Source organism: Streptomyces sp. NPDC044921, assembly GCF_056432865.1.
This window is the reverse complement of the sequence record NZ_JBWKIF010000006.1, coordinates 63,218-88,506: the sequence shown is the minus strand read 5'-3', so window position 1 is coordinate 88,506 and position 25,289 is coordinate 63,218. Positions and strand designations below refer to the sequence as shown.

At 72.9% G+C, this 25,289-nt stretch carries 28 protein-coding genes; 17 read left to right on the top strand and 11 right to left on the bottom strand.

The features are described from left to right. Nucleotides 1–30: 30 nt before the first annotated feature. The gene (locus tag AC07DA_RS11540) at nt 31–774 is read right to left on the bottom strand and encodes a Clp protease N-terminal domain-containing protein (protein WP_479126897.1); all 744 of its coding nucleotides are present in this window, start codon (nt 772–774) and stop codon (nt 31–33) included. A 101-nt stretch (nt 775–875) separates the two neighbouring features. Here AC07DA_RS11540 and AC07DA_RS11535 point away from each other — a divergent pair, with 101 nt between their 5' ends. Then, on the top strand, nt 876–1,976 hold the full coding sequence (locus AC07DA_RS11535) for a DUF2786 domain-containing protein (protein WP_479126895.1): 1,101 nt from the start codon (nt 876–878) through the stop codon (nt 1,974–1,976). Nucleotides 1,977–2,483: 507 nt separating this feature from the next. Here the strand turns inward: AC07DA_RS11535 and AC07DA_RS11530 are convergent. From AC07DA_RS11530 to rpmB, 4 genes are all read right to left on the bottom strand, one after another. Further along, a complete protein-coding gene (locus AC07DA_RS11530; protein WP_479126893.1) occupies nt 2,484–3,029 on the bottom strand; it encodes a DUF4232 domain-containing protein in 546 nt (181 codons plus the stop codon). 196 nt (nt 3,030–3,225) lie between these two features. Then, on the bottom strand, nt 3,226–3,774 hold the full coding sequence (locus tag AC07DA_RS11525; RefSeq protein WP_479126891.1) for a hypothetical protein: 549 nt from the start codon (nt 3,772–3,774) through the stop codon (nt 3,226–3,228). Between the two features lie 135 nt (nt 3,775–3,909). Continuing rightward, the gene (rpsN, locus tag AC07DA_RS11520; protein ID WP_479126889.1) at nt 3,910–4,215 is read right to left on the bottom strand and encodes a 30S ribosomal protein S14; all 306 of its coding nucleotides are present in this window, start codon (nt 4,213–4,215) and stop codon (nt 3,910–3,912) included. Next, a complete protein-coding gene (gene rpmB / locus AC07DA_RS11515) occupies nt 4,215–4,451 on the bottom strand; it encodes a 50S ribosomal protein L28 (RefSeq protein WP_094057078.1) in 237 nt (78 codons plus the stop codon). The genes rpsN and rpmB overlap by 1 nt, the downstream gene beginning before the upstream one ends. Nucleotides 4,452–4,516: 65 nt before the next feature. Between rpmB and rpmG the strand changes: the two genes are divergently transcribed. From rpmG to AC07DA_RS11490, 5 genes are all read left to right on the top strand, one after another. Next, nucleotides 4,517–4,681 (top strand): 50S ribosomal protein L33, encoded by a 165-nt coding sequence (gene rpmG, locus AC07DA_RS11510; RefSeq protein ID WP_010044249.1) that lies wholly within the window; start codon nt 4,517–4,519, stop codon nt 4,679–4,681. Between the two features lie 2 nt (nt 4,682–4,683). Further along, nucleotides 4,684–4,932 carry a type B 50S ribosomal protein L31 gene (locus AC07DA_RS11505; RefSeq protein WP_031115921.1) on the top strand — a complete coding sequence of 83 codons (249 nt, stop codon included), beginning with the start codon at nt 4,684–4,686 and terminating at the stop codon, nt 4,930–4,932. Nucleotides 4,933–4,936: 4 nt separating this feature from the next. Continuing rightward, the gene (locus AC07DA_RS11500) at nt 4,937–6,139 is read left to right on the top strand and encodes a CobW family GTP-binding protein (RefSeq protein WP_479126885.1); all 1,203 of its coding nucleotides are present in this window, start codon (nt 4,937–4,939) and stop codon (nt 6,137–6,139) included. A 7-nt stretch (nt 6,140–6,146) separates the two neighbouring features. Continuing rightward, on the top strand, nt 6,147–6,380 hold the full coding sequence (gene rpsR / locus AC07DA_RS11495; protein ID WP_479126883.1) for a 30S ribosomal protein S18: 234 nt from the start codon (nt 6,147–6,149) through the stop codon (nt 6,378–6,380). Between the two features lie 634 nt (nt 6,381–7,014). Beyond that, nucleotides 7,015–7,233, top strand: a complete 219-nt coding sequence (locus tag AC07DA_RS11490) for a DUF397 domain-containing protein (RefSeq protein ID WP_051648637.1) — start codon at nt 7,015–7,017, stop codon at nt 7,231–7,233. A 90-nt stretch (nt 7,234–7,323) separates the two neighbouring features. Here the strand turns inward: AC07DA_RS11490 and AC07DA_RS11485 are convergent, their stop codons facing one another. Beyond that, a complete protein-coding gene (locus tag AC07DA_RS11485) occupies nt 7,324–7,839 on the bottom strand; it encodes an ATP-binding protein (RefSeq protein WP_479126881.1) in 516 nt (171 codons plus the stop codon). Between the two features lie 343 nt (nt 7,840–8,182). Between AC07DA_RS11485 and AC07DA_RS11480 the strand changes: the two genes are divergently transcribed. From AC07DA_RS11480 to AC07DA_RS11455, 6 genes are all read left to right on the top strand, one after another. After that, nucleotides 8,183–9,007, top strand: coding sequence for a helix-turn-helix domain-containing protein (locus AC07DA_RS11480; protein ID WP_479127313.1), 825 nt, complete (start codon nt 8,183–8,185; stop codon nt 9,005–9,007). A gap of 74 nt (nt 9,008–9,081) precedes the next feature. After that, nucleotides 9,082–10,545 carry an aldehyde dehydrogenase family protein gene (locus tag AC07DA_RS11475; RefSeq protein WP_479126879.1) on the top strand — a complete coding sequence of 488 codons (1,464 nt, stop codon included), beginning with the start codon at nt 9,082–9,084 and terminating at the stop codon, nt 10,543–10,545. Nucleotides 10,546–10,660: 115 nt separating this feature from the next. Beyond that, nucleotides 10,661–11,212, top strand: coding sequence for a DinB family protein (locus tag AC07DA_RS11470; RefSeq protein ID WP_479126877.1), 552 nt, complete (start codon nt 10,661–10,663; stop codon nt 11,210–11,212). Nucleotides 11,213–11,222: 10 nt separating this feature from the next. Next, complete coding sequence (locus AC07DA_RS11465) at nt 11,223–11,864, top strand: PadR family transcriptional regulator (protein ID WP_479126875.1); 642 nt, start codon at nt 11,223–11,225, stop codon at nt 11,862–11,864. Between the two features lie 73 nt (nt 11,865–11,937). Beyond that, nucleotides 11,938–12,897, top strand: coding sequence for an ATP-binding cassette domain-containing protein (locus AC07DA_RS11460; RefSeq protein ID WP_479126873.1), 960 nt, complete (start codon nt 11,938–11,940; stop codon nt 12,895–12,897). Beyond that, entirely contained in the window at nt 12,894–13,655 is a 762-nt protein-coding gene (locus AC07DA_RS11455; protein ID WP_479126871.1) for an ABC transporter permease, read from the top strand. Before AC07DA_RS11460 ends, AC07DA_RS11455 begins: the two co-directional genes overlap by 4 nt. 15 nt (nt 13,656–13,670) lie before the next feature. Here AC07DA_RS11455 and gad read toward each other — a convergent pair whose 3' ends face one another. Beyond that, entirely contained in the window at nt 13,671–15,077 is a 1,407-nt protein-coding gene (gene gad, locus AC07DA_RS11450) for a glutamate decarboxylase (protein WP_479126869.1), read from the bottom strand. A gap of 32 nt (nt 15,078–15,109) precedes the next feature. Next, nucleotides 15,110–16,396, bottom strand: a complete 1,287-nt coding sequence (locus AC07DA_RS11445) for an ion channel protein (protein ID WP_479126867.1) — start codon at nt 16,394–16,396, stop codon at nt 15,110–15,112. A gap of 102 nt (nt 16,397–16,498) precedes the next feature. Here AC07DA_RS11445 and AC07DA_RS11440 point away from each other — a divergent pair, with 102 nt between their 5' ends. Further along, on the top strand, nt 16,499–17,260 hold the full coding sequence (locus AC07DA_RS11440) for a MerR family transcriptional regulator (protein WP_479126865.1): 762 nt from the start codon (nt 16,499–16,501) through the stop codon (nt 17,258–17,260). Between the two features lie 23 nt (nt 17,261–17,283). Here AC07DA_RS11440 and AC07DA_RS11435 read toward each other — a convergent pair whose 3' ends face one another. Then, nucleotides 17,284–17,649: a YbjQ family protein gene (locus AC07DA_RS11435; RefSeq protein ID WP_479126863.1), complete on the bottom strand. Its 366-nt coding sequence runs from the start codon at nt 17,647–17,649 to the stop codon at nt 17,284–17,286. Nucleotides 17,650–17,782: 133 nt separating this feature from the next. Between AC07DA_RS11435 and AC07DA_RS11430 the strand changes: the two genes are divergently transcribed. Further along, nucleotides 17,783–18,664: a DedA family protein gene (locus AC07DA_RS11430; RefSeq protein ID WP_479126861.1), complete on the top strand. Its 882-nt coding sequence runs from the start codon at nt 17,783–17,785 to the stop codon at nt 18,662–18,664. A gap of 39 nt (nt 18,665–18,703) precedes the next feature. Here the strand turns inward: AC07DA_RS11430 and AC07DA_RS11425 are convergent, their stop codons facing one another. Together AC07DA_RS11425 and AC07DA_RS11420 are read right to left on the bottom strand one after the other, a co-directional pair. Continuing rightward, the gene (locus AC07DA_RS11425) at nt 18,704–20,401 is read right to left on the bottom strand and encodes a threonine/serine exporter family protein (protein WP_479126859.1); all 1,698 of its coding nucleotides are present in this window, start codon (nt 20,399–20,401) and stop codon (nt 18,704–18,706) included. A 124-nt stretch (nt 20,402–20,525) separates the two neighbouring features. After that, entirely contained in the window at nt 20,526–21,017 is a 492-nt protein-coding gene (locus AC07DA_RS11420; protein WP_003991985.1) for an inorganic diphosphatase, read from the bottom strand. A 124-nt stretch (nt 21,018–21,141) separates the two neighbouring features. Between AC07DA_RS11420 and dacB the strand changes: the two genes are divergently transcribed. The 3 genes from dacB to tilS all read left to right on the top strand — a co-directional run bounded on the left by dacB (nt 21,142) and on the right by tilS (nt 25,260). Then, nucleotides 21,142–22,683, top strand: coding sequence for a D-alanyl-D-alanine carboxypeptidase/D-alanyl-D-alanine endopeptidase (gene dacB, locus AC07DA_RS11415; RefSeq protein ID WP_479127311.1), 1,542 nt, complete (start codon nt 21,142–21,144; stop codon nt 22,681–22,683). Between the two features lie 221 nt (nt 22,684–22,904). Beyond that, nucleotides 22,905–24,032: a zinc-dependent metalloprotease gene (locus AC07DA_RS11410; RefSeq protein ID WP_479126856.1), complete on the top strand. Its 1,128-nt coding sequence runs from the start codon at nt 22,905–22,907 to the stop codon at nt 24,030–24,032. Nucleotides 24,033–24,228: 196 nt separating this feature from the next. Next, nucleotides 24,229–25,260, top strand: coding sequence for a tRNA lysidine(34) synthetase TilS (gene tilS / locus AC07DA_RS11405; RefSeq protein ID WP_479126853.1), 1,032 nt, complete (start codon nt 24,229–24,231; stop codon nt 25,258–25,260). The last annotated feature ends 29 nt before the right edge of the window (nt 25,261–25,289 follow it).

Here is a 25,289-nt window from a genome sequence, read left to right as displayed (position 1 = left end):
CTGACAACGCCCCCGCGCCGCCGCGCGGGGTCAGGACTCGTCCGGCGCGTCCTCGCGCGCCCCCACGAACTTCTCCAGCGCGTCGGCGACGTACCGCTCGGTCCGCTCCTTGCCGATGCCGAGGCCGCTGAGGACGCCCTCGCCGTTCTCGTGCTCCAGCAGGGCGAGCAGGATGTGCTCGGTGCCGATGTAGTTGTGGCCGAGGCGCAGGGCCTCGCGGAAGGTGAGTTCCAGGACCTTCTTGGCGGCCTGCCCGTACGGCACGAGCTCGGGGGCCTCCTCCACGGCCGGCGGGAGGGCCGCCGTCGCCGCCTCGCGGACCGCCTCCAGGGAGACGCCCTGCGCGACGACGGCCTGGGCGGCGAGGCCCTCGGGTTCGGCCAGCAGGCCGAGGACGAGGTGCGCGGGCACACCCTCGGCGTTGCGCGCGGCCTTGGCCGCGTGGTGCGCTGCCATCACCGTGCTGCGGGCGCGGGGCGTGTAGCGGCTGAAGCCCTGAGCGGGGTCGAGGTCGGCCGACTCCTTCGGCACGAAGCGCTTCTGCGCGGCCTGGCGCGTGACGCCCATGCTCTTGCCGATGTCGGTCCAGGACGCGCCGGACCGCCGTGCCTGGTCCACGAAGTGCCCGATGAGGTGGTCGGCCACCTCACCGAGGTGATCGGCGGCGATCACCGCGTCCTGGAGCTGTTCCAGCGGCTCCTGGTGCACCTTCTTGATCGCCGCGATCAGGTCGTCGAGGCGCACGGATGACGTGATGTTGGAGTTCGTCGTCATGCTGTCAACCGTAGGTTGCGCCTCTCGGGGTGTCAACTGCGTGTTGACACTTGTCTCCGCCTGGAGCGCGGCCGGGCGGAGCCGCATGGCACCATCGGCCCGTGAGCACGTCCAGCACCGTCGACCGCGCGTTCGAGGCCGCCCTGTACGGGACCGGTGAGACCGCCCTCGACACCGGCGCGTCCCTGCTCGCCTCCGACCCCGCCGCCGACGCGGAACTCGGCCGGCGCGGGCAGGAGTTCGTGGCGGCGGCCTGGCGGCGCGGCTGGCAGCCCGCCGACGTCGTACGGACCGTCCGGCGGGAACTGGACGACACGCACGTCCTGCTCGTCTCCGCCCTGATCCGCGCCCAGGCCCCCGGTGACGTCCCCCGCGGCCGCCGCTGGAACGCACAGCTCGCGGACCTGCCCGCCGACGCCCCGCCCCGCACCGACCGCTTCTCGCGCGCCACGGCCGTGCTGGAGCTGTACCGCCTGCTGCTGCGCCTGCCCGCCCTGGAGCCCCTCGACGAGGCGCCGGGGGAGGCGAGGACCGAGTCCCGCATGCTCACCCGCATCCGTGCCCTGCTCGCCAAGGCGGAGGCGACCGGCTTCCCGGAGGAGGCGGAGGCCCTCAGCGCCAAGGCCCAGGAGCTGATGGCCCGGCACAGCGTCGACGAGGCGCTCCTCGCCGCCCGGGCACCCTCGCCCGATACGCCCGGGGCCTGCCGGATCGGGGTCGAGCCGCCCTACGAGCAGGCCAAGGCGGTGCTGCTGGACGCCGTCGCCACGGCCAACCACTGCCGGGCGGTGTGGAACGAGCCGCTCGGCTTCTCGACGGTCGTCGGCTTCGAAACCGACCTGGAGGCCGTCGAACTCCTCTACGCCTCACTCCTGGTGCAGGCCACGACCGCCATGACGAAGGCGGAGGCCGCGCAGCGGGCCGGCGGCCGCAAGCGCACCAAGACGTTCCGGCAGTCCTTCCTCGCGGCCTACGCCCACCGCATCGGCACCCGCCTGGCGGCGGCCGCCGAGACCCAGGTCTCCGACGACCTGCTCCCGGTCCTGGCCTCCCGGGACCTCGCCGTCACCGGTCGGCTGGACCGCCTGTTCCCGGAGACGACGACCACCCGGCTGCGCGGGGTGAGCGACGCGGCGGGCTGGACGGAGGGCGCACAGGCGGCGGACCGGGCCCGGGTGGAACACCGTCCGCCCCTGCGCTGAGCCCCCGGCCGCCGGTCCCCCCCCGGGAATTCCCCAGTCCGCCGCCGGCGACTCAAGGCGCGACCCCTCTGGAACGAGGTCAAGGACCGCCTGAACAAGCCCGGCTCGCGCCTGCCCGGTGTCCGCCGTCGGCGCCGGGAGCGCGGCGCCGCTGTTCGGGGCCCTCGCAAGTCACCGGGGACGGGCCAAGCCGCCGGGGACGGGCCAAGTCACCGGGGACGGGCGAGTGCCGCTTCGGGTCCTCCGCCGGTGGCCGGGAGCGCGTGGGCCGCGGCGGGTCCGCCGCCAGCCACCGCGGACGGCCCAGTGCTGCTTCGGGTCCTCCGCCGGTGGCCGGGAGCGCGAGGGCCGCGGCGGGTCCGAGCCACCGCGCACGCGGCGAGTGCCGCTTCGGGTCCGCCGCCGGTCCTCGGGGGTTCCCGAGTCCGCCGCCGGCCACCGCGCACGGGCGCGTGCCGCAGTCCGACGTCGGTGGCCGGGCGCGCGGCGGCGGTCTCGTTCCCGCCGTCAGTCGCCGGCGGACTCGAAGCCGCTCACCGAGGCCTCCGCCGCGCCGCTCCCGTCCTTCCGGGCGACCTCGCCGTACGACCACGCCAGTTCGTGCGCGTCCGCGGTGGACCCGGGCAGGGTGAAGGACGCCTTCCGCACCGGCAGGCTCTGCGCGGAGCCCGCCTCGCCCCGGACGTAGGTGAGGGTGAAGGACGTCGTACCGCCCTTGCCCAGCGTGAGCGGCCTGGCCTGCGCGGACCGCTCCGGGGACACGGACGTCTTACCGTCGTCGGTCAGGAGGTCCACGGTGGGGAAGCCCTTCAGGGTGCACTCCGCGCCCTGGTTGGTCAGCGTGACGGTGACGGTGCCGGTGTCCCCGGCGGCCGGGGCGGCGCCGGCCCCGACCTCCACGCCCAAATCGGCGAGCGCGCAGGCGGAACCGTTCGCGGGGTCCGCGTTCTTCGCGTCGTCGTCACGGCTGCCGGTGTCGCCGGAACCGCCGCAGCCGGTCAGCAGGAGCGTCGCGGCGAGGGCCGCGGTCAGGGTGAGGGGCAAGGTGCGCATGAGGTCCTCTGGGCGTGGTGATCGGGAGCGGCATCGGGCCCCAGGATCATCACGCACCCGACGAACCGGCGGGCACGCACCCCCCGCGAATCCCCCGAACGCCGGACGGCCGGGAACACCGTGCCGAACGGCCGGGAACACCGTGCCGAACGGCCGGGAACACCGTGCCGGACCACCGCGCGGAGTGCCGGCGCCGCTACTGCGCTCCGAGGCTCGCCGTGGGCAGGCCGGTCGGCAGCTTGCCGCCCTCCGCCTTCGTGTACGTCTCCTGCCCGAGGCCGCCCTCCCAGGTGACCTTCATGCTGCTGCCGTTCACCGAGTCGACCATGCCCGTGGCCCGGCTCCTGCTGCCGTCCGTGCACTTGAGGCGGATCATGCGCAGCCCGGACTCCTCGCCCGCGCTGCCGCTGCAGATGCTCCCGCCGGTGGCGAACAGCGCGGCCTGCTTGCCGTTGATCACCAGGGCCACGGCCTTGCCGTCGGTCGTCGCGAGCCAGCTTCCCGCCAGCGCGCCGGAGGCAGCCCCGCCGGAACCGGAACCGGAACCGGAGTCCGGGCCGGAGCCCGAGTCCGGCCCGCCGGTCCCGGAGGACGCCGTGGCCGAGGGGGACGGGCTCGACGCCGAGTCGTCCCCGGAGTCACCGTCGCCGCTGCACCCCGTCAGCACGAGCGCGCCCGCCAGTCCCGCGGCCGCCGCCGCGGCGCGCACCGCGCCGGAGCGGCGCCAGAAGGTCACCGAAGTCACTGCAAGCCCCCAAGCTGTAACCGGCCGGCCGGCCCCGAACGGCACCGACGGGCCCCGAACGGCACCGGCCGGTCCCGTGGCCGGAACGATCGCAGCAAGCTACCAGGGCCCGTCAAGGGCTCTCGGGACGGCCTCCTACCAGGACGATTTCCGCACTCCGGGCAGATACCCCGCGTGCGCCTGCTCCCGCAGACTCACCCGGGACAGCCCGAACGCCCGGAAGTAGCCGCGCGGCCGCCCGTCCACCTGGTCCCGGTTGCGCACCCGCGTGGCGCTCGCGTCCCGGGGCTGGCGGCGCAGTTCCGCCTGCGCGGCCAGGCGTTCGGCGTCCGTCGAGGAGGGCCTGCGGATGATCTCCTTCAGCTCGGCCCGCCGGGCGGCGTACCGGGCGACGATCTCCTGTCGCCGTTCGTTCTTCGCGATCTTGCTCTTCTTCGCCATCAGACCTTCCCTCCCCGGGCGCGGATCCGGGCCACGGCCGCCTCGATCCCGATCGTGTCGACGGTCTTGATCCCCCGGGCGCTCAGCCGGAGCCGTACGTACCGCCCCTCGCTCGGCAGCCAGTACCGCTTGGACTGGATGTTCGGGTCGAACCGGCGGGACGTGCGCCGGTGGGAGTGCGAGATGCGGTTGCCGAAGCCCGGCTGGGCGCCGGTCAGCATGCAGTGCGCGGACATGGGCGGTGACGTACCTCTCTGTCTCCGTTGCTGGAAATGGAATTCGTTTTCAGTACTATAGCGGCATGGCTCGCAACGAACTCCGTCCGGTCATCAAGCTCCGGTCCACCGCCGGCACCGGCTACACCTACGTGACCCGCAAGAACCGCCGCAACGACCCGGACCGACTGACCCTGCGCAAGTTCGATCCGGTCGTCGGCCGCCACGTCGACTTCCGAGAGGAGCGCTGACCATGCGCCAGGGAATCCACCCGGAGTACGGGCCCGTCGTCTTCCGCGACCGTGCCGCGAACTACGCCTTCCTCACCCGCTCGACCATGACGAGCGAGAAGACGATCGAGTGGGAGGACGGCAACACCTACCCGGTCGTCGACGTCGAGATCTCCGACGTCAGCCACCCCTTCTACACCGGCACCGCCCGCGTGCTGGACACCGCCGGCCGCGTCGAGCGCTTCGAGCGCCGGTACGGGAAGAAGGGCTGACCCCGTGGCTGTCTCCCCTGGGCTCCCCGTCGTGATCGTCGGCGGGCTGCACGCCGACGCGCGCAGGACGGCCGTGGCCCGGCTGCTCGCCGAGGTGCCCGGCAGCGTCGTCCTCCACCACGACCTGGCGACGGCGGCCGCCGGCACGGTCGTGCGGACCGTCCGGGACGCCGGCGGCCTCCTCGACGCGGGGGAGGCGCCGCTGGTGAACGACTGCGCGTGCTGCGCCCTGCGCGAGGACCTGGTCCCGGAGCTGGAGCGGCTCCGGGACGCCGGTGCCACCCGGCTCGCCGTCGTCGAGCTGTGGGACTCCGTCGAGCCCAAGGCCATGGCCGAGGTCGTCGCGGCCGGCGGCCTCACCGTCACCGGCGTGATCACCGCCGTCGACCCGGCCCTGGTCCTGCCGTACCTGGCCAACGGCGACGACCTGGCCGAAGGCGGCCTCGCCGCGGCGGCGACCGACCAGCGCACGGTCGCCGACACCTTCGCGCGCCAGCTGGAGTACGCCCCCGTCCTCGCGGTCGTCGAGTCCCCGGAGGCCGACGACGAGGACCGCGAGCTGCTCGCCCAGCTGCACCCCACGGCCCTGCGGGTGCCCGTCGGGCAGGACGCGCCGGCGGTCCCGGACGGCGACGGCCTGACCGTGCCGGAACCGCGCCTGCGCCCGCTGACCCCGCTGGCCCGGGCCGCGTTCGCCGGCTTCGACGCCGAGGCGGCCGCCGCCGCCCAGCACCCGGCCTGCGCGCTGCTGCCCGCCGAGGCCGACGCGCACGGCGTCTCCACCCTGGTCTGGAGCAGCCGCCGCCCCTTCCACCCGGAGCGGCTCTACGCCGCGCTGGAGGACCTGACCTGCGCGGCCGCCCGCAGCCGGGGCCGCTTCTGGCTCGCCGACAAGCCCGACACGCTGTTCCACTGGGACGCGGCCGGCGGCGCCCTGTGCGTGGAGAGCGCCGGGCCGTGGCTGGCGTCCCTGCCGGACGCGGCCTGGGAGATGGTCCCGCCGGTGCGCCGGGCCGCCGCCGCGCTGGACTGGCACCCCGAGCACGGCGACCGCGGCCAGCACCTGGTCTTCACCTCGCCCGGCCTCGACCGGGACGGCCTGGAGCGGCTGCTGGAGTCCTGCCTGCTGACCGACGCCGAGTACGCCGCCGGGCGCGACGCCTGGCAGCGGCTCCCGCACGCCTTCGACACCCTCCTGGAGGTCTGACCCCGCCATGCCCCGCAAGCCCGACCGCAAGCCCGCGAAGAACCGGCCCAACCCCCTGGACCAGGCCGGGATCACGTACATCGACTACAAGGACACCGACCTGCTGCGGAAGTTCATCTCCGACCGCGGCAAGATCCGCAGCCGCCGCGTCACCCGGGTGTCGGCCCAGCAGCAGCGGCAGCTGGCCCGGGCGATCAAGAACGCGCGCGAGATGGCGCTGCTGCCGTACGCCGGCCGCTGAGCGGACCGGATGCGGGTGAGGTTCCCCACGCTTGACGCGAGGGGGACCTCGTTCCCGTGGAACCGCCGTCTCCCGCGCCCACCATCGGGGCGCCCGCGGACCGGCCGCGTGCCCGGTCGGCCGCCACGCGCCGGACATCCGGCGGACCGCCGACGGGACACCTCGTGCGAGTGGCCCGGTCCCGTACGCCCGAGGGGGGTCCGGCGTCGGTCCGGGCCGGACCCGGGCCCGCCGGACGACCTCCCGCTCCCGCGCACGGCCCGTTTTCCCCTGTGGGCGGCCGGTGCCCGCCGCTTCCGCATGACGGGCGGCCGGTCCCTTGCGCCGCCGCACAGCGGCCCGCCCGTGCCGCCGAGCGGATGCTCCGCCTCCACGGGACCTCCGCCGGATCCACCGACTTCGCCGCCGTGCGCCGGGAACGGGTGACGGTGCCGGGCCGTCCAACCAGGCGAGGGCTTCGGTCAAGCGGTCGTCAAAGCTGTAACCGGAGGACCACCCGCCGTGCACGTGCATCTGCCCATGCATCTGCACTTGAACAGAGCTATGATCCGGGTCAGTTGACCGATGCATCAATGGCCACACCAGCCAGTGCACCACCGGGGAGCGACCTGTGGACCACGACGTGTACAACGGTATGGCGGCCGCCCGGCTGCGCGGTGTGGCCTGGCAGAAGAGCCGGCACAGCAACTCGCAGGGCTCGTGCGTGGAGTTCGCCCGGTTGCCGGGCGGGGACGTGGCCGTGCGCAACTCCCGCTTCCCCGACGGTCCGGCCCTGGTCTACACCCGTGCCGAGATCGAGGCCATGCTGCTGGGCGTGAAGGACGGCGAGTTCGACCACCTGGTGGGCGGCTGACGGCCGGACCGGCCCGGAACCTCCGGGCAACCGTTGTGCTGCGCGCCGTGACGCGCGTAGAACCGCGGCGCGAGGACGCGCCGCGGCTCCTCATTCGGCGTGCGGCCGCGATCCGGCCCGGGGCAACCGGAACAGCGCCCACACCACCTTGCCGCTGAGGGCGCCGGCCATCGGGTGCCAGCCCCAGCTGTCGCTGAAGGAGTCGACCAGGAACAGCCCGCGGCCCGACTCGGCCGAGAAGTCGTCGGTCTCCCGGGCGACGGGGCTGTCGTGGCTGGGGTCGCGCACCGCGCACACCAGACGCTCGGTCCACCGCATCAGATGCAGCCGCACGGGCGGCTCGTGGGCGCCGGTGCACGGGGCGTGCGCCGTCAGGCCGTGCCGCAGGGCGTTGGTGACGAGCTCGGAGACGACGAGGCAGACGTCGTCGAAGCGCTCGCCCAGATCCCACTGGTCGAGGGTTCTGCGGGTGAACCGCCGTGCCTCGCGCACCGCTTCGTAGCGGGCGGGAAGGGCGCAGGAGGCGGCGTCGGACACGGCCGCGGGGTCGAGCGGCGGAAGGCCCTGCCGTAACGGCTCGAGCATGGTCGATCCATTCGTCCCCATGCGAGGCACTCCCGGGAATTCGCGGTCGGTGCGATGCGGCGGTGGTGCGGGACCATGGTTTCGGATGCGTACAGCAGATGCAAGGGCAGATGCACGTGCAGGTGACCGGAATGCGCCGTCCCGTACCGCTTCTTGGTCAATTTTTCCGTCATCTTCGCGTCCCCTTCTGGCCGTTCACTTGCCCTCTTCTTGAGCACGTGCGCGTGCGCCGACTGTCTCGATTCCGTTTCCGTAACCGGACGAGTACAGCTCGGAGTGTTTTAGTGGCAGACTTCGGCCCCTGAAGACGTTGGGGAGGCTGGCGAACGTGAGCGCGGGAGAGCCGGGATCGGTGGTGCGGCGCATGCTGCTCGGATCACAACTCAGGCGTCTGCGTGAGGCGCGGGGCATCACGCGCGAGGCCGCGGGCTACTCGATCCGCGCCTCCGAGTCGAAGATCAGCCGGATGGAGCTGGGCCGGGTGAGCTTCAAGACGAGGGACGTCGAGGACCTGCTGACGCTGTACGGCATCACGGACGAGCAGGAGCGCGCCTCCCTGCTCTCGCTGGCCAAGGAGGCCAACGTCGCGGGCTGGTGGCACAGTTACTCGGACGTCCTGCCCAGCTGGTTCCCGACGTACGTCGGGCTGGAGGGCGCCGCCTCGCTGATCCGGGCCTACGAGGTGCAGTTCGTGCACGGGCTGCTGCAGACCGAGGCGTACGCGCACGCGGTGGTCCGCCGCGGCATGCAGGGCGCCAGCGAGGCCGACGTCGAACGGCGGGTGGCGCTGCGCCTGGAGCGGCAGAAACACCTGGTCGACGAGCGCGCGCCGGACTTCCACATCATCCTGGACGAGGCCGCGCTGCGCCGCCCGTACGGTGGCCGCGAGGTCATGCGCGGCCAGCTCCAGCACCTCATCGACATCTCCGAGCGGCCCAACGTGCGCCTGCAGGTGGTGCCGTTCAGCCTCGGCGGCCACTCCGGTGAAAGTGGCGCGTTCACGATCCTCAGCTTCCCGGAGTCCGACCTGTCGGACGTCGTCTACCTGGAGCAGCTCACCAGCGCGCTCTACCTGGACAAGCCCGAGGACGTCGCCCAGTACGAGAAGGCCCTCAAGGAGCTGCAGAGCGACAGCCCGGGCCCCTCGGAGAGCCGGGATCTTCTCCGGGGACTCCTCCAACTCTCCTGAAACGTCAGTACGATGACGTGTGATCAGATCGTGAAGGCGCGATCGAGGGTCTGCCAGGGATCGAGGGATCACACATGTCGTCGTCCTACTTCACCGACCTCGCACAGCAGTACATCGACGGTGAGTGGCGCCCGGGTACCGGTTCCTGGGACATCATCGACTTCAACCCGTACGACGACGAGAAGCTGGCGTCGATCACCATAGCCACGGCCGACGAGGTCGATCAGGCGTACCGGGCGGCGGCCCGCGCCCAGCAGCAGTGGGCCGCGACCAACCCCTACGCCCGCCGCGCCGTCTTCGAGAAGGCCCTGAGCCTCGTCGAGGAGCGCGAGGCGGAGATCTCCGAGGCCATCGTCGCCGAGCTCGGCGGCACGCGCCTGAAGGCCGCCTTCGAGCTGCACCTCGCCAAGGAGTTCCTGCGCGAGGCGGTCCACCTGGCGCTGGCCCCCGAGGGCCGCATCATCCCCTCCCCGGTGGACGGCAAGGAGAACCGCGTCTACCGCGTTCCGGTCGGGGTCGTGGGCGTGATCAGCCCCTTCAACTTCCCCTTCCTGCTGTCGATCAAGTCGGTCGCCCCGGCGCTCGCCCTCGGCAACGCCGTGGTGCTCAAACCGCACCAGAACACCCCGATCGTCGGCGGGTCCCTGGTGGCGAAGATCTTCGAGGACGCGGGGCTGCCCGGCGGTCTGCTCAACGTCGTCATCACCGACATCGCCGAGATCGGCGACGCGTTCATCGAGCACCCGGTCCCCAAGGTCATCTCCTTCACCGGCTCCGACCAGGTCGGGCGGCACGTGGCCACCGTCTGCGCCCGGCAGTTCAAGCGCACCGTCCTCGAACTGGGCGGCAACAGCGCGCTGGTGGTCCTCGACGACGCCGACGTCGACTACGCGGTCGACGCGGCCGTCTTCAGCCGGTACGTCCACCAGGGCCAGGTCTGCATGGCCGCCAACCGCGTCCTGGTCGACCGGTCGGTGGCCGACGAGTTCACCGAGAAGTTCGTCGCCAAGGTGAGGAGCCTCAAGGCGGGCGACCCGCGCGACCCGGAGACCGTCATCGGCCCGGTGATCAACTCCCAGCAGGCCGAGGCCCTCACGGGCGTGGTCGAGCAGGCCCTCGCCGAGGGCGCCACGGCCCTGCTGCGCGGCCGCCGCACGGACAACCTCGTCGAGCCGTCCGTGCTGACCGGCGTCCCCGCCGGCTCGGCGCTGCTGCGCCAGGAGGTCTTCGGCCCGGTCGCCTTCCTGGTGCCGTTCGACGGCGAGGAGGAGGCCGTACGCATCGTCAACGACACCCCCTACGGGCTGAGCGGCGCCGTGCACACGGGGAACGTCGAGCGCGGCGTGAACTTCGCCAAGCGGATCGACACGGGCATGTTCCACGTGAACGACGGCACGGTCCACGACGAGCCGATCGTCCCCTTCGGCGGCGAGAAGCACTCGGGCCTCGGCCGGCTCAACGGCGAGACGATGCTCGACGCCTTCACCACGACCAAGTGGATCTCGGTGCAGCACGGCCGGAGCGGTTTCCCGTTCTAGGCCGCGCCCGGCAACCCGCGTGACGTCCCCGGCCCTTGCGGACAGAAGCTGACCGCAAGGGCCCGTAGCTTCGTCGTCGTCAGGCAACAGCACCCCCGACGAAAGGCGGCCCGGCATGGTGACGCACGTGGGACCCGAGGCACCCGGTGACGAGCGCGGAGCGCTCCTGGCCTTCATCGCCGAGCAGCGCGGCGGCGTCCGCAGGGCGCTGCTCGGCCTGACGGCAAAGCAGGCGTCGTCCCGGCCGAGTGCCAGCGAGCTGTCCCTGGCCGGACTGCTCAAGCACGTCGCGGAGGTCGAGCAGGGCTGGATCGCCCGGGCCAAGGGCGAGCCGCCGGCCGTCCACCGGGACGAGTCGAACTGGCACGAGTGCTTCGTGCTGGTCGGCGACGAGACCGTGGAGTCGCAGCTCGCGTACTACGAGAAGGTGGCCGCCGAGACGGAGGCCTTCATCCGCGCGGTGCCGAGTCTGGACGACACCTTCGAGCTGCCCGCGACCTCCTGGAACCCGAAGGACGAGCAGCTGTCGATGCGCTGGCTGTGCCTGCACCTGATCCGCGAGACGGCCCGGCACGCCGGTCACGCCGACATCATCCGCGAGTCGCTGGACGGACGGACGGCCTTCGAGCTGGTGGCCGAGGAACAGCAGGTGGCGGCCGGGTCCTAACCTGGACCGCATGTCAGCGATCCGTCTTCTCGTGCTCGGCGCGGTCCGCATGCACGGCCGCGCCCACGGCTACCAGGTGCGCAACGACCTGGAGTACTGGGGCGCGCACGAGTGGTCCAACGCCAAGCCCGGCTCGATCTACCACGCCCTGAAGCAGATGGCGAAGCAGGGACTGCTGCGCGCGCACGAGACCGCCCCGTCCACGGCCGGCGGCCCGCCGCGCACGGAGTACGAGATCACGGAGCCGGGCACCGAGGAGTACTTCCGGCTGCTGCGGGAGGCGCTGGTCACCTACGACCAGCGCGGGGACGTGAAGACGGCCGCGGTCGGCTTCGTCGTCGACCTGCCCCGGGCGGAGGCGGTCGCGCTGCTCAAGGAGCGCACCCTGCGGATCGAGCAGTGGCGGGCCTCCGTCCTGGAGCACTACGTGCCCGAGGAGGGGCCCGGACAGCTCGGCCACATCGGGGAGATCATGAACATGTGGGTCCACACGGCCGACTCGGAGGCCGAGTGGACCCGCGGCCTGATCGAGCGCATCGAGGGCGGCGCGTACACCTTCGCCGACGAGGGCGACCCGTTCGTGGGGGTCCTGGCCGAGGATGAGGAGAACCCGTACGCGACGGGGGAGCGGCATCCCGGGGACGCCCTCTAATCAAATTTGACGAATGGTGGCGCCCGGGTTACCTTCGAGCGTGTAGTCAAGTTTGACTAGCGGAGGAGGCTCAGTGGCCGACGCGGCGATCACCGTCGAAGGCGCGGAGAAGAGGTACGGCGCCAAGAGGGCGCTGGACGGGCTCGACCTCACGGTCGCGCGCGGCACGGTGCACGGGGTGCTCGGCCCGAACGGCGCGGGCAAGACCACCCTGGTCAGGGTCCTGTCCACGCTGCTGCGGCCCGACGCGGGCCGCATCGAGGTCGCCGGCCACGACGTGGTGCGCGAGGCCTACGCCGTACGGCTGCGCATCGGCCTGCTCGGCCAGCACGCCGCGCTCGACGAGGAACTCGGCGGCCGGCAGAACCTGGAGCTGTTCGGCCGGCTTCACCACCTGGGCGCGCGGCGGGCACGGGCGCGTGCCGGCGAACTCCTGGAGCGCTTCGGCCTGGCCGGCACCGGCCGCAAGGCGGTCCGGCAGTACAGCGGCGGCATGCGGCGCCGCCTGGACCTCGCGGCGTCCCTGATCACCGAACCGGAGGTGCTCTTCCTGGACGAGCCGACCACCGGCCTCGACCCGCGCGGCCGCGCCGAGGTGTGGAACTCGGTCCGCTCCCTGGTCGGCGGCGGTACGACCGTGCTGCTCACCACCCAGTACCTGGAGGAGGCGGACCAGCTCGCCGACCGCATCTCGGTCGTCGACTCCGGCCGGGTCGTCGCCGACGGCACGGCGGACGAACTGAAGGCCGCGACCGGTGGCGACCGCATCGACGTGGTCCTGCGGGACGCCGGCCGCCTGGGGGAGGCCGCCGCTCTGCTGCCCCTCACCGCCGTCACCGCCGACCCGGACCGGCGGCTGCTGAGCGCCCCGGTGACCGACCGCATGGAGGCGCTGTCCGGGGTCGTACGGGCCCTGGAGGGGGCCGGGATCGAGGCGGAGGACGTGGCCCTGCGCCGCCCGACGCTGGACGAGGTGTTCCTGCACCTCACCGGGGACGACCGGGACGACCGCCGAGCGAAGGAGACCGCGTGACCGCCCACACCCTGACCGACTCCTGGACCATGACCCGCCGCGAGCTCGCCCGCTGGGGGCGCCAGCCGGTCCAGCTCGCCGTCAACCTGGTCTTCCCGGTGATGCTGCTGCTGATGTTCGGCTACCTGGTCGGCGGCGGCCGGGGCGTGACCGGGGACTACCGCGACTACCTGCTCCCGGGCATGCTCGCCCTCACCATGGCCTTCGGCCTGGAGGGCACCATGATCGCCGTCACGCAGGACCTCAACAAGGGGGTCATCGACCGTTTCCGCTCCATGCCCATGGCCAACGGGGCGGTGCTGGTGGGCCGTTCCGCCGCCGACATGCTCCAGTCGGCGCTGACCCTGCTGGTGCTCGTCGCCGTGGGCGCCGCACTGGGCTGGCGTCCCGGCGGCGGCCCGGCGGCCCTCCTGGGAGCCCTGGGACTGCTGCTCCTGCTCCGCTTCGCGATGCTGTGGATCGGCATCCACCTGGCCCTGGTGGCCGGGAAGCCGGAGCTGGTCCAGGCGGTGCAGATCCTGGTCTGGCCGGTCGGCTTCCTGTCCAACGCCTTCGCCACCCCCGACTCGATGCCCGGCTGGCTCGGCACGGCCGTGGAGTGGAACCCCATGTCCCACACCGCCACGGCCGTACGGGACCTGTTCGGCGTGCCCGGCACGGAGCCGGGACACGTGCTCTGGGCGGTTCTGTGGCCCCTGGCCCTGCTCGCGGTGTTCTTCCCGCTGGCGGTCAGGAGGTTCGCGCGGCTCAGCCGGTAGGGCCGTGAGCCGTCCCTAGTGGTGGAAGCCGGTCGCCGCGTCCTTGTCCCGGGTGAGCGGGCGCGGCTGCCGGCGCAGCTCGGGCAGCAGCCGTTCCAGGTCCTGCGCGAGCAGGTCGGCGAGGTCGGCGGAGAAGCCGTTGCGGCACACCACCCGCAGCACGGACAGGTCCTGGCGGTTCTCCGGGAAGGTGTACGCGGGCACCAGCCAGCCGTGCTCCCGCAGCCGCCGCGAGACGTCGAACACGTCGAAGGCCGTGACGTCCGGCGCGGTGGTGAAGGCGAACACCGGCAACTGGTCGCCCCGGGTCAGCAGCCGGAAGTCGCCGAGCGCCCCGATCCGCCCGGCGAGCCCCGTGGCCACGTCCCGCGCCGCCTGCTGCACGGCCCGGAACCCCTCCCGGCCCAGCCGCAGGAACGTGTAGTACTGCGCCACGACCTGCGCGCCCGGCCGGGAGAAGTTCAGCGCGAACGTCGGCATGTCGCCGCCCAGGTAGTTCACCCGGAACACCAGCTCCTCCGGCAGCGCCTCCGCGTCCCGCCACAGCGCCCAGCCGACACCGGGATAGACCAGCCCGTACTTGTGCCCCGAGGTGTTGATGGACGCCACCCTCGGCAGCCGGAAGTCCCACACCAGGTCCTCGTCGAGGAACGGGGCGACCATCGCGCCGGACGCGCCGTCGACGTGCACGGGGATGTCGAGCCCGGTGCGCTCCCGCAGCGCGTCCAGCTCGGCGCACAGCTCGGCGATCGGTTCGTAGGAGCCGTCGAACGTGGAGCCCAGGATCCCGACGACCCCGATGGTGTTCTCGTCGCACAGCTCGGCGGCGGCCCGCGGGTCCAGGTGGTAGCGCTCGCCCTCCATGGGGACCAGCCGCGCCTCCACCTCCCAGAAGGCGCAGAACTTCTCCCAGCAGACCTGCACGTTGACGCCCATCACCAGATTGGGCCGGGCGCCCGGGTAGCGGTCGGCGTTGCGCTTCGCCCAGCGGCGTTTCAGCGCCATCCCGGCGAGCATGCACGCCTCGCTCGACCCGGTCGTCGAACAGCCCACGGCGGCCGCCGGGTCGGGCGCGTGCCACAGGTCGGCGAGCATCGCCACGCAGCGCCGCTCCAGCTCGGCCGTGCGCGGGTACTCGTCCTTGTCGATCATGTTCTTGTCGCGGCACTCCGCCATCAGCACCCCGGCCTCCGGCTCCATCCAGGTGGTGACGAAGGTGGCGAGGTTCAGCCGGGCGTTGCCGTCGAGCATCAGCTCGTCCCGGACCAGCTGGTGGGCGGTGGCCGGGGCCATGGGCTGGTCCGGGAGGCGGTGGGTGGGCGGGGCCTCGGCCATGTCGCCGACCGGGTTGGCGGGGCCGTAGAAGGGGTTGACGGACAGGCGGCGGTCGCCGGTGCGGCGGGTGCCGTCGTCGAGCGGCATGGGAGCCTCCAGGGTGGGTGGGGGAAGGGGCGTCAGCGGACCGGTGTGCCGTCCTCGCGCAGCTGCATCTGGGGACGGCCCGTCACCAGCAGCCAGGCGGGCAGCGAGGCGACGCAGAGCAGGGCGAGGATCCCCGGCGAGGCGACCAGCACCGCGGCGACGAAGAGGCTGACCCAGCCCTGCCGCGTGATCGCCAGCAGGATCCCGAGCACCGCCGCCGCCACCCCGACCGACGGGTGCACCCCGGACACCAGGGCGTGGGCGCACAGACCGAGGGCGGTGCCGACGAACACGGCCGGGAAGATGCGCCCGCCCCGGAAGCCGCAGGACGCGGCCACGAGCAGCGCGGCCAGCTTCACCACCGCCAGCACGGCGTACTCCCCGGCCGGCCTGCCGTCCGGGTCGTGCGCCAGCTCGGCGATCTCGTCGAGCCCCTTGAACAGGGTCAGATGGCCGCCCAGGGCCGCGAGGCCGCCCAGCACGAGCCCGCCCGCCGGAAGCGTCAGCATCGGGTGCCGCAGCCTGCGGAAGACCCCGTGGACGTACGGGAAGGCCCGTACGGCGGCCATGCCGAGCAGGGCGCCCGCCGAGGCGATCAGGACCGCCGCCAGCAGGTCGCCCCAGCCCGGCCGGCCGAAGGACGGCAGGTCCAGGTCGAAGCTCGGGTGGTCGATCAGGGAGGCGGTCAGGGCACCGGCCGCGCCCGCCGTCAGGGGCGCGAAGACGTTGTCCCACAGCAGACCGCGGGTCTCCTGCCGGGCCAGCGCCTCGGAGATCACCAGGGCGGCCGCGACGGGCGTGCCGAACAGGGCGCCGATGGTCGCCGCCTCCGCCAGCGCCGGCCAGATCCGGCCCGGCGCCCGGGGCAGGGCCCGGGCGCCGAGCCAGGCCGCCAGCGCGACGTTCACCGTGATGATCGGGTTCTCCGGGCCGAGACTGGGCCCGCCGGCCAGCATCAGCGCGGTCGCCAGCAGCAGCCCCGGGAGCACGACCGGCGGCAGGACGGGGGCGTCCAGGCCGACGGTGGCCGGTTCGGGCCCCGCGTGTCCCGGCATCCGCCACACCACGAGGCCGACCGCCACCCCGGTCGCGGTGAGCATCACGACCATCCACAGCGCGGAGTACCGGCCGACCCCCAGCGCGTCCGGCAGCGGGCCCCACAGCACCTCCTGGAGCTCCTCGGCGGCGGCGCTCACGCCGACCAGGACCAGGGCGGAGAGCACGCCGACGGCCGCGGCGGGCACGATCGACGGCAACAGCAGGCGGGCGGGGGTCGCGGGGGTGACGGAGGGCGCCCGCTGCTCGGTGTCCTGGACCACGGGCACACGATAAAGGGATCAAACGGTACAAACAGGAAACACGCTTGCACCTCACGCGGCGTGAGGCCCGACCGTGAGGCACGGAAGAAGAAGGGAGCGGAAGTGAGCTACTCCGTGGGACAGGTCGCGGGCTTCGCCGGTGTTACCGTGCGCACGCTGCACCACTACGACGAGATCGGCCTGCTCGTGCCCGGCGGGCGCAGCCACGCGGGCCACCGGCGCTACAGCGACGCCGACCTCGACCGGCTGCAGCAGATCCTGTTCTACCGGGAGCTCGGCTTCCCGCTCGACGAGGTCGCCGTCCTGCTCGACGACCCCGAGGCGGACCCGCGCGCGCACCTGCGCCGCCAGCACGACCTGCTGACCGCCCGGATCGAGAGGCTGCGGAAGATGGCGGCGGCCGTGGAGCACGCCATGGAGGCACGGAAGATGGGCATCAACCTCACGCCCGAGGAGAGGTTCGAGGTCTTCGGGGACGAGGACCCGGAACAGTACGCCGACGAGGCGGAGGCGCGCTGGGGCGGCACGGAGCAGTACGCCGAGTCGCAGCGCCGCGTCGCCCGCTACACCAAGGAGGACTGGCAGCGGATCCAGGACCGGACGGCCGACTGGGGGCGCCGCTACGACGCCCTGATGTCCGCCGGCGAACCGCCCACCGGCGAGGCGGCCATGGCCCTGGCGGAGGAGCACCGGCAGCACATCTGCACCTGGTACTACGAGTGCCCGTACGAGCTGCACCGCAGCCTCGGCGAGATGTACGTCGCCGACGAGCGCTTCAAGTCGTTCTACGAGGCGATGCGCCCGGGTCTCGCCGAGCACCTGAAGGAGGCGATCGCCGCGAACGCGGCCCGCCACACCTCCTGATCCCCGGCCCGGGGGGGGCGGGGCTACTCCCGGGCCAGGACCACCGCCGTGCCGTACGCGCACACCTCGGTGCCCACGTCCGCGGCCGCCGTGACGTCGAAGCGGAACGCGAGCACGCCGTTGGCACCCCGCGCGCGTGCCTGCTCGACGAGGCGTTCCATGGCCTGGTTGCGGGTCTGCACGAGCGTCTTGGTGAGCCCGCGCAGCTCGCCGCCGACCATCGACTTCAGCCCGGCGCCGATCTGGCTCCCCAGGTGCCGGGAGCGCACGGTCAGGCCGAAGACCTCGCCGAGCACCTCCTGCACGCGGTAGCCGGGTACGTCGTTCGTGGTGACGACGAGGACGTCGGGCTGAGGGCCCTGTCCGCCGCCGTATTCGTCGATGCCCATGTCCACAGCTTTGCCCGGGGCGGAGCACAGTGCATCCTGATTACCCCATGGAACCTGGGCCGCGACGGCTGCGTTGATACTTTGAGGCAGTCAGCCCCAGCCCGTACCCCACTGCAGCAGGAGCCACATCCCCGTGACCACGCTTGCGCTCGGCCCCGAGTGGCTCAGCCCGGACTACCTGATCTCGACGTTCAGCCTGCCCGGCATCCTGCTCATCGTCTTCGCCGAGTCCGGACTCTTCGCGTTCCTGCCCGGCGACTCCCTGCTGTTCACGGCGGGCCTCTTCGTCGCCGAGGGCACGTACATCACCCAGCCGCTGTGGCTGGTCTGCACGCTGATCGTGCTCGCCGCCGTCATCGGTGACCAAGTGGGCTACATGATCGGCAAGTTCCTGGGCCCGAAGCTGTTCAACCGCCCCAACTCCAAGCTGTTCAAGCAGGAGAACCTGGACAAGGCCCACGAGTTCATGGAGAAGTACGGGCCCAAGGCGATCGTCCTGGCCCGCTTCGTCCCGATCGTGCGCACCTTCGCGCCCATCGTGGCCGGCGCCGGCCGCATGAAGTACCGCACGTTCCTGACGTACAACATCGTCGGCGGCATCGCCTGGGGCACCGGCGTCACCCTCGCGGGCTACTGGCTGGGCCAGATCGACTTCATCAAGAAGAACGTCGAGTCGATCCTCATCCTGATCGTCCTGCTCTCCGTCGTCCCGATCATCGTCGAGTACCTGCGGGACCGCTCGAAGAAGAAGCGCGAGGCGGCGCAGGCCCCCGCCGCCGCGCGGTCCCACCCGCCGGTCATGGACGACGCGACGACCCAGCTGCGCCGCATCACCCCCGACGACCGGCCCCCGTACCAGCAGCAGCCGCAGGGCAACGACAACGGCTACCACGGGCAGCAGCACAACGACCGGCAGTACAGCGACCAGCAGTACTACGGCCAGTACCCCCAGGCCCCCGGCTACGGCCAGCAGCCGTACGGCACCCAGCAGGGCCCGTACAACAGCGGGTACTGAACCGGCCGGGCCGACCCTGTCCGGGCCGCGGAGACCGCGCTAGAACCCGCGCGTGCGCTTCGCGGCCCGCCGCTTCTCCGCGGACCCGATCCGCAGGAACAGCCGGGAGATCTCCGACCCCAGGTTCACCCCGATGGCGATGGCCATGGCGAGCGCCACCGCCTTGGACAGCGACACCAGCCCCTCGTCGATCTCGTTCTGCGCGATCGCCAGCAGCCCGAAGTACGTCGCCGAACCGGGCAGCAGGGGCCCGATCGCCGCGGTCGTGTAGGGCAGCGCGGACGCGAACCGGTACCGGGACAGCAACTGCCCGAACAGGCCCACCAGCCCCGCGGCCGCCGCCGTGGACGCCACCGGCGAGATGCCGCCCGCGTAGTGCATCGCGCCGTACACGACCCAGGCGACACCCCCGTTGAGCGTCACCCACACCACAGTGGAACGTTCCTGCTGGAGCAGGACCGCGAACGCCAGCGACAGCAGCATCGACGCCCCGATCAGCAGCACCGGCTGGTCGGACACCCCGAGCTTCGCGTCCGGGTTCAGCCGCGCCCCCAGCTGCACGCCGAAGTACAGCACCGTCAGCACACCCGCGACGATGCCCACGAAGAAGTACAGGACCTCCAGCAGCCGCGCGGAGGCGGTGATGTAGAAGCCGGTCAGGCCGTCCTGCACGCCCGCCACCAGCGCCCGTCCGGGCAGCAGCGCGAACAGGCCACCGGTGATGACCGCCGAGGCCTTCACGTCGACGTGGCCGAGGGTCAGCGCGACGCCGATCGCGGCGGGCGGCATCGCGGCGACCGTGAACTGGTAGAACTCCGGCAGCCCGCGCCCCGCGCACAGCCACGCCAGCCGGTCGCCGAGCATCGCGCCCAGCGCCGCCGCGACGAACACGATCAGGTCGCCGCCGACCAGCACCGAGGCCGCGCCCGCGAGCAGCCCGCTCGCGCCGGTCAGCGCCCAGCCGGGGTACGGGTGCCGGTTGCGGCGGATCTCCGCCAGCCGCCGGTAGGCCTCCTCCAGGGAGACGGCCGTCTCCTCGTCGCTGAGGTCGTCCACCAGCTGGTACACGGCCGCCAGCCGCGTGTAGTCGGTGCCCCGCCGCCGCACGGTCCGCGACGCCGTGACCGGGTCGTCGACGAGGGAGGGCTGGTACGAGATCGCCAGCAGCGTGAAGGTGACGTTCGGCTCGCAGCGGTCGAGACCGTACGACCGGCAGACGGCGAACATCGCCGCCTCCACGTCCTCGGCGCCCTCGCCGCCCGCCAGCAGCAGCTCGCCGATACGCAGCGTCAGGTCGAGCACGCGCGGCACCGCCGGCCCGCTCTCGTCGCCGCCGCGGTGCACGGTCTCCGGCGCCGGCCGCTCGGTCACCGGCATGCGCAGCATCGTGCGCATCCGGTCCTGCCAGGGCACGTCCTTGGTCAGACTGACCTTCGGGATGCCGTTCGGCGGGGTGAAGGCCGTCGGGGCCTGCCGCGCGCTGTACGTGCTCGGCGGCGTGAACGCCGACCCCTCCGGCTCGATCCCGGGCGCGTGCGGGACGTCCAGGCCCGGCGGCAGGGCGAACTCGGACGTGGTCTCGGACTCCGGGCCGGCCGCTCTGGGGACGGCCAGGCCCTCGGGGATCGCGAACTCCGACGTGGTCGACATGTCCCCGTCGACGGCGGTCCCGGACGGCGGTGCGAAGGCGCTCCTCGCCTCGTCCGACCTGGGCTTGCGGTCCTCCGCTTCCGTCACTGCCTGGCGCTCCCTGTACGACACGTGAGCCTCGTACCCCTCACAGCCTCAGTATGCGCACAGGCGGACGAACGGGCCGCACGCGACGCAGGCGTGCGGCCCGTGGGCGCCGGGGCGGGGGTGGTCAGTGACCGCCCTGCTCCTTGAAGCGCTTGTAGGAACGCTCGATCTCGGCCTCGGCGTCCGTACGGCCCACCCAGTTGGCGCCCTCGACGGACTTGCCGGGCTCCAGGTCCTTGTAGACCTCGAAGAAGTGCTGGATCTCCAGACGGTCGAACTCCGACACGTGGTGGATGTCCCGCAGGTGCTCCACACGCGGGTCGTGCGCGGGGACGCACAGCAGCTTGTCGTCGCCACCGGCCTCGTCCGTCATCCGGAACATGCCGATCGCCCGGCACTGGATGAGGCAGCCCGGGAAGGTCGGCTCGTCCAGGATGACCAGCGCGTCCAGCGGGTCGCCGTCCTCGCCGAGCGTGTTCTCGACGAAGCCGTAGTCGGCCGGGTAGCTGGTCGAGGTGAAGAGGCGACGGTCCAGGCGGATCCGACCGGTCTCGTGGTCCACCTCGTACTTGTTGCGCGAACCCTTCGGAATCTCGATCGTGACGTCGAACTCCACCGGTGGCTCCTCCATGATCAACACACAGTTCTGGTGGTTAAGTGTCCCTCATGCAGGTGTGTGATCGCGAAAGGGGCTGGTGGTCGTGCCAGAGCTGAGGCCTTGGCGGGCCGCGAGACCGCACGTGGTGCGGATCGCGGATGCCGTACGACCGCGCCTGGCGCGGGCCGCGAAGGCCGCGAAACCGCGGGTCGCGCGGCTCGCGGGAGCCGGGACACCGCAGGTCGCGCGGGTCACGCGGCCGAGGACCTGGCAGTACACCGCGGGCGCCGCCACCGCCGGTCTGGCACTGGCCGCCGGGGTGGTGACCGCCGCCGGTCCCTGGGACTCCTCGGGTCAGCGTACGGCCGAGCGCGACCGCGCCGCCGCCCTCGGCCGCACGGGTGGCGCAGATCACGGTGGCGCCCCCGGCACGCCCGCCCGGCCCCGGCCCGCCCCCAGCGCCGGGCCCGTCCTGACCGGCCTCGGCGGGGTCAGCACCGTGAAGTCCGCCCCGGACGGCAAGACCCTCGCGAAGACCTTCGACCCCCTGCTCAAGGACCCGGTGCTGGGCCCCCGGCCCGCGGCGTCCGTCGTCGACGTCACCACCGGCCGGCGCCTGTACGGCGCGCACCCGGACAGCGCGTTCACCCCCGCCTCGACCACGAAGATCGCCACGGCCGTCGCCGCGCTGTCCGCCATGGGCGCCGACCACCGCCTCACCACGCGCGCCGCGCTGGAACCCGACACGAAGGAAGTAGTCCTCGTCGGCGGCGGCGACCCCACCCTCACGGCCCGGAAGAAGCCCGGGGACGCGGCCAGCCTGCGCACCCTGGCCGCCGAGACGGCCGCCGCCCTCGCCGAACGGGGCGTGCGCGAGGTCACCCTCTCCTACGACACGACCCGCTACGCCGGCTCCCCGGAACACCCCATCGGCGACAACCCCAACCTCGCCCTGGTCACCCCCCTGATGGCCGACGAGGGCCGCACGGACGACTCGACGAGCGGGCCGGTCACCCGCGTGAAGGACCCCGCGGAGGACGCGGCCCGCCAGTTCCGGGACTTCCTGGACTCCCACGGCATCAAGAGCACGGCCCCCGGCCCGTCCAAGGCCACGACCCGCGCCGAGACCCTCGCGGCGGTCTCCTCGCCCCCGCTGTCGGCCCTCGTCGAACGCATGCTGACCCACAGCGACAACGACATCGCCGAGGCCCTCGCCCGCCACACCGCGATCGCCACCGGCGAACGCGCCGACTTCGCGGGCGCGGGCCGGGCCATCACCGCCCGGCTGCGCTCCCTCGGCCTGCCGCTCAAGGGCGCCGCCTTCCAGGACGGCAGCGGCCTCGACCGCGCCGACCGCCTGACGCCCGGCCTCCTCACCGCCCTGCTGGCCAAGGCGGCCGACTCGTCCCACCCCGAGCTCCGCCCGGCCCTCACCGGCCTCCCCGTCGCCGGCTTCACCGGCACGCTGAGCTCCCGTTACACGGACGGGGCGTCCGGCGTGATCCGCGCCAAGACCGGCACCCTCACCGGCGTCCACACCCTCGCGGGCACCCTGGTCGACCGCGACGGCCGCCTGCTGGCGTTCGCCTTCATGGCCACGGACACGAACCCCCTCGCCCCGGCGGCGACGCAACAGGCGCTGGACAAGATGGCGACGGCGCTGGCGGCGTGCGGGTGCAGGTGAGCGCCCGCCGCGGGCGGTCGCTCCGCCGGGCCGACGGGCCCCCTGCCGGAGCGGAGCCGAGAGCCCGGGGGACGGCGGGCACGGCCCGCGAGGCCGAGCACCGGCGACGGCGCTCCGGCTCCCACCCGCCCCGCCGGAGCCCGGGCCCTGAGCACGCGCCCCCGCGCACCCCGGCCCTCGCCGCCCTGCCCGAGCGGCGAGCGCTCACGTACGGTTGACGCATGACGAGCATCGGTGGTGCTTCAACCGGCATGGTCGACTGGAATCTCGCGGTGGCGACCGCGACCCGGCTCGTACGGCCGGGCCCAGAGGTCAGCCGCGACGAGGCGAGGGCCGTCGTCGCGGAACTGCGCCGGCACGCCAGGGCCTCGGAGGAACACGTGCGCGGCTTCACGCGGCTCGGCACCGAGGAGGGCCACGACACCCCCGTCCTCGTCGTGGACCGCCCGGGCTGGATCCGCGCGAACGTCGCCGGCTTCCGGGAGATACTGCGGCCCCTGCTCGACAAGATGCAGGAGCGGCGCGGCGGCACCCCCGGCGGCGCGGTCATGAGCGCCGTCGGCGGCAAGGTCACCGGCGTCGAGCTCGGGATGCTGCTGTCCTTCCTGGCCTCCCGTGTCCTCGGCCAGTACGAGACCTTCGCGCCCGCCAGCCGCGAGCTCCCCGCCGGGGAGAACGGCGGCGGACGGCTGCTCCTGGTCGCCCCCAACATCGTCCACGTGGAGCGCGAACTCGACGTCGACCCGCACGACTTCCGCCTCTGGGTGTGCCTGCACGAGGAGACGCACCGCACGCAGTTCACCGCCGTGCCCTGGCTGCGCGACCACCTGGAGGGCGAGATCCAGGCGTTCCTGGGGGAGACCGACGTCGACCCCATGACCGTCCTGGAACGCGTCCGCGAGGCCGCCCAGAGCCTGGCCGGGGGCCGCCCCGAGGCCGAGGAGGACGACGGCGGCCGCTCCCTCGTCGAGATCGTCCAGACCCCCGCCCAGCGCGAGATCCTCGGCCGCCTCACGGCCGTGATGTCCCTGCTGGAGGGCCACGCCGACTTCGTCATGGACGGCGTCGGCCCGGCCGTCGTGCCGTCCGTCGGCGAGATCCGCGAGAAGTTCCAGCAGCGCCGCGCCAAGGGCGCCTCCCGCCTGGACCTGGCCCTGCGCAAGCTGCTCGGACTCGACGCCAAGCTCCGCCAGTACCGCGACGGGGAGCGCTTCGTCCGGGCGGTCGTCGACGAGGTCGGCATGGACGGCTTCAACCGCGTGTGGACCTCGCCCAACACCCTCCCCACCAAGTCGGAGATCGCCAAACCGGCGGACTGGGTCACGCGGGTGCATCGCAGGGCCGAGTAGTGAACATCGCGGGAAGGTCGTGAAAGGAAAGCGGTCGACGGCAGGCGAACGCCCCTCCAATCACCCGTCCGAGGGACCGTGAGCCAGGGGTAGGCGTGCAATGCTCGGGGAACGGCCCGGTTCTGTCACCATCTACACACTCTGCGTGACCGACACGCGGGCCCACCCCCCGAAAACTTCATGAAGGGAACCGGACATGGGTCCCCATCCTGCGGTCGCGGCGATACGCCTGGCGGTACGCCGCGTCCTCCACGACCTCCTCACCGAACACCACCGCGCCCCCGCCGCGGTTCCGCACGCCCCCTCGCACGAGCCCCCGCCGCTCGTGCTCGTGGCGTGCTCCGGCGGCGCCGACTCCATGGCCCTGGCCTCCGCCCTCGCCTTCGAGGCCCCCAAGCTCGGCATCCGAGCCGGTGGCGTGACCGTCGACCACGGCCTCCAGGCCGGCTCCGACCTGCGCGCCGCGGAAGTCGTCCAGCGCCTGCGTGAACTGGGCCTCGACCCCGTCGACTCCGTCGCCGTCACCGTCGGCCGCGCCGGCGGACCCGAAGCCGCCGCCCGCGACGCCCGCTACGCCGCGCTCGACACCGCGGCCGAACGCCACGGTGCCGCGGCCGTCCTGCTCGGCCACACCCGCGACGACCAGGCCGAGACCGTCCTGCTCGGCCTCGCCCGCGGCTCGGGCATCCGCTCCCTGTCCGGAATGGCCGCGGTCTCGGGGGCCGGCGGCCGTTACCGCCGCCCCTTCCTGGAGCTCGACCGGCAGACCGCCCGCAAGGCCTGCATGGTCCAGTCCCTGCCCGTCTGGGACGACCCGCACAACGCCGACCCGGCCTACACCCGCTCCCGCCTGCGCCACGAGGGCCTGCCCGCCCTGGAGAAGGCCCTCGGCAAGGGCGTCGTCGAGGCCCTCGCCCGGACGGCCCAGCTCTCCCGCGACGACGCCGACGCCCTCGACTCCTGGGCCGCCCAGGCCGAGGCCACCGTCCGCGACGCCGCCGGACTGCTGGAGTGCGCCAAGCTCTACGCCCTGCCGCCCGCCGTGCGCCGCCGCGTCCTGCGCCGCGCGGCCATCGCGGCCGGTGCCCCGGCCGGCTCGCTGTTCGCCCGCCACATCGAGGAAGTCGACCGGCTGATCACCGGCTGGCGCGGCCAGGGGGCCATCAACCTCCCCGGCAAGGTCGTGGCACGGCGGCAGGGTGGCAGACTGGTGATTCGGCAAGGCTGAATCCGACCCCCTCCGAGCAGTCGGGGCAG

What these genes read in the sequence shown, in the direction of transcription:
- AC07DA_RS11465 (WP_479126875.1), top strand. Translation starts at nt 11,223, where the DNA reads ATGTCAGCGATCCGTCTTCTCGTGCTCGGCGCGGTCCGCATGCACGGC.
- AC07DA_RS11530 (WP_479126893.1), bottom strand. Translation starts at nt 3,029, where the DNA reads ATGCGCACCTTGCCCCTCACCCTGACCGCGGCCCTCGCCGCGACGCTC.
- AC07DA_RS11475 (WP_479126879.1), top strand. Translation starts at nt 9,082, where the DNA reads ATGTCGTCGTCCTACTTCACCGACCTCGCACAGCAGTACATCGACGGT.
- gad (WP_479126869.1), bottom strand. Translation starts at nt 15,077, where the DNA reads ATGCCGCTCGACGACGGCACCCGCCGCACCGGCGACCGCCGCCTGTCC.
- rpmG (WP_010044249.1), top strand. Translation starts at nt 4,517, where the DNA reads ATGGCTCGCAACGAACTCCGTCCGGTCATCAAGCTCCGGTCCACCGCC.
- AC07DA_RS11470 (WP_479126877.1), top strand. Translation starts at nt 10,661, where the DNA reads ATGGTGACGCACGTGGGACCCGAGGCACCCGGTGACGAGCGCGGAGCG.
- AC07DA_RS11540 (WP_479126897.1), bottom strand. Translation starts at nt 774, where the DNA reads ATGACGACGAACTCCAACATCACGTCATCCGTGCGCCTCGACGACCTG.
- AC07DA_RS11485 (WP_479126881.1), bottom strand. Translation starts at nt 7,839, where the DNA reads ATGGGGACGAATGGATCGACCATGCTCGAGCCGTTACGGCAGGGCCTT.
- tilS (WP_479126853.1), top strand. Translation starts at nt 24,229, where the DNA reads ATGGGTCCCCATCCTGCGGTCGCGGCGATACGCCTGGCGGTACGCCGC.
- AC07DA_RS11480 (WP_479127313.1), top strand. Translation starts at nt 8,183, where the DNA reads ATGCTGCTCGGATCACAACTCAGGCGTCTGCGTGAGGCGCGGGGCATC.
- rpsN (WP_479126889.1), bottom strand. Translation starts at nt 4,215, where the DNA reads ATGGCGAAGAAGAGCAAGATCGCGAAGAACGAACGGCGACAGGAGATC.
- AC07DA_RS11505 (WP_031115921.1), top strand. Translation starts at nt 4,684, where the DNA reads ATGCGCCAGGGAATCCACCCGGAGTACGGGCCCGTCGTCTTCCGCGAC.
- rpsR (WP_479126883.1), top strand. Translation starts at nt 6,147, where the DNA reads ATGCCCCGCAAGCCCGACCGCAAGCCCGCGAAGAACCGGCCCAACCCC.
- AC07DA_RS11435 (WP_479126863.1), bottom strand. Translation starts at nt 17,649, where the DNA reads ATGGGCATCGACGAATACGGCGGCGGACAGGGCCCTCAGCCCGACGTC.
- AC07DA_RS11490 (WP_051648637.1), top strand. Translation starts at nt 7,015, where the DNA reads ATGGCGGCCGCCCGGCTGCGCGGTGTGGCCTGGCAGAAGAGCCGGCAC.
- AC07DA_RS11410 (WP_479126856.1), top strand. Translation starts at nt 22,905, where the DNA reads ATGACGAGCATCGGTGGTGCTTCAACCGGCATGGTCGACTGGAATCTC.
- rpmB (WP_094057078.1), bottom strand. Translation starts at nt 4,451, where the DNA reads ATGTCCGCGCACTGCATGCTGACCGGCGCCCAGCCGGGCTTCGGCAAC.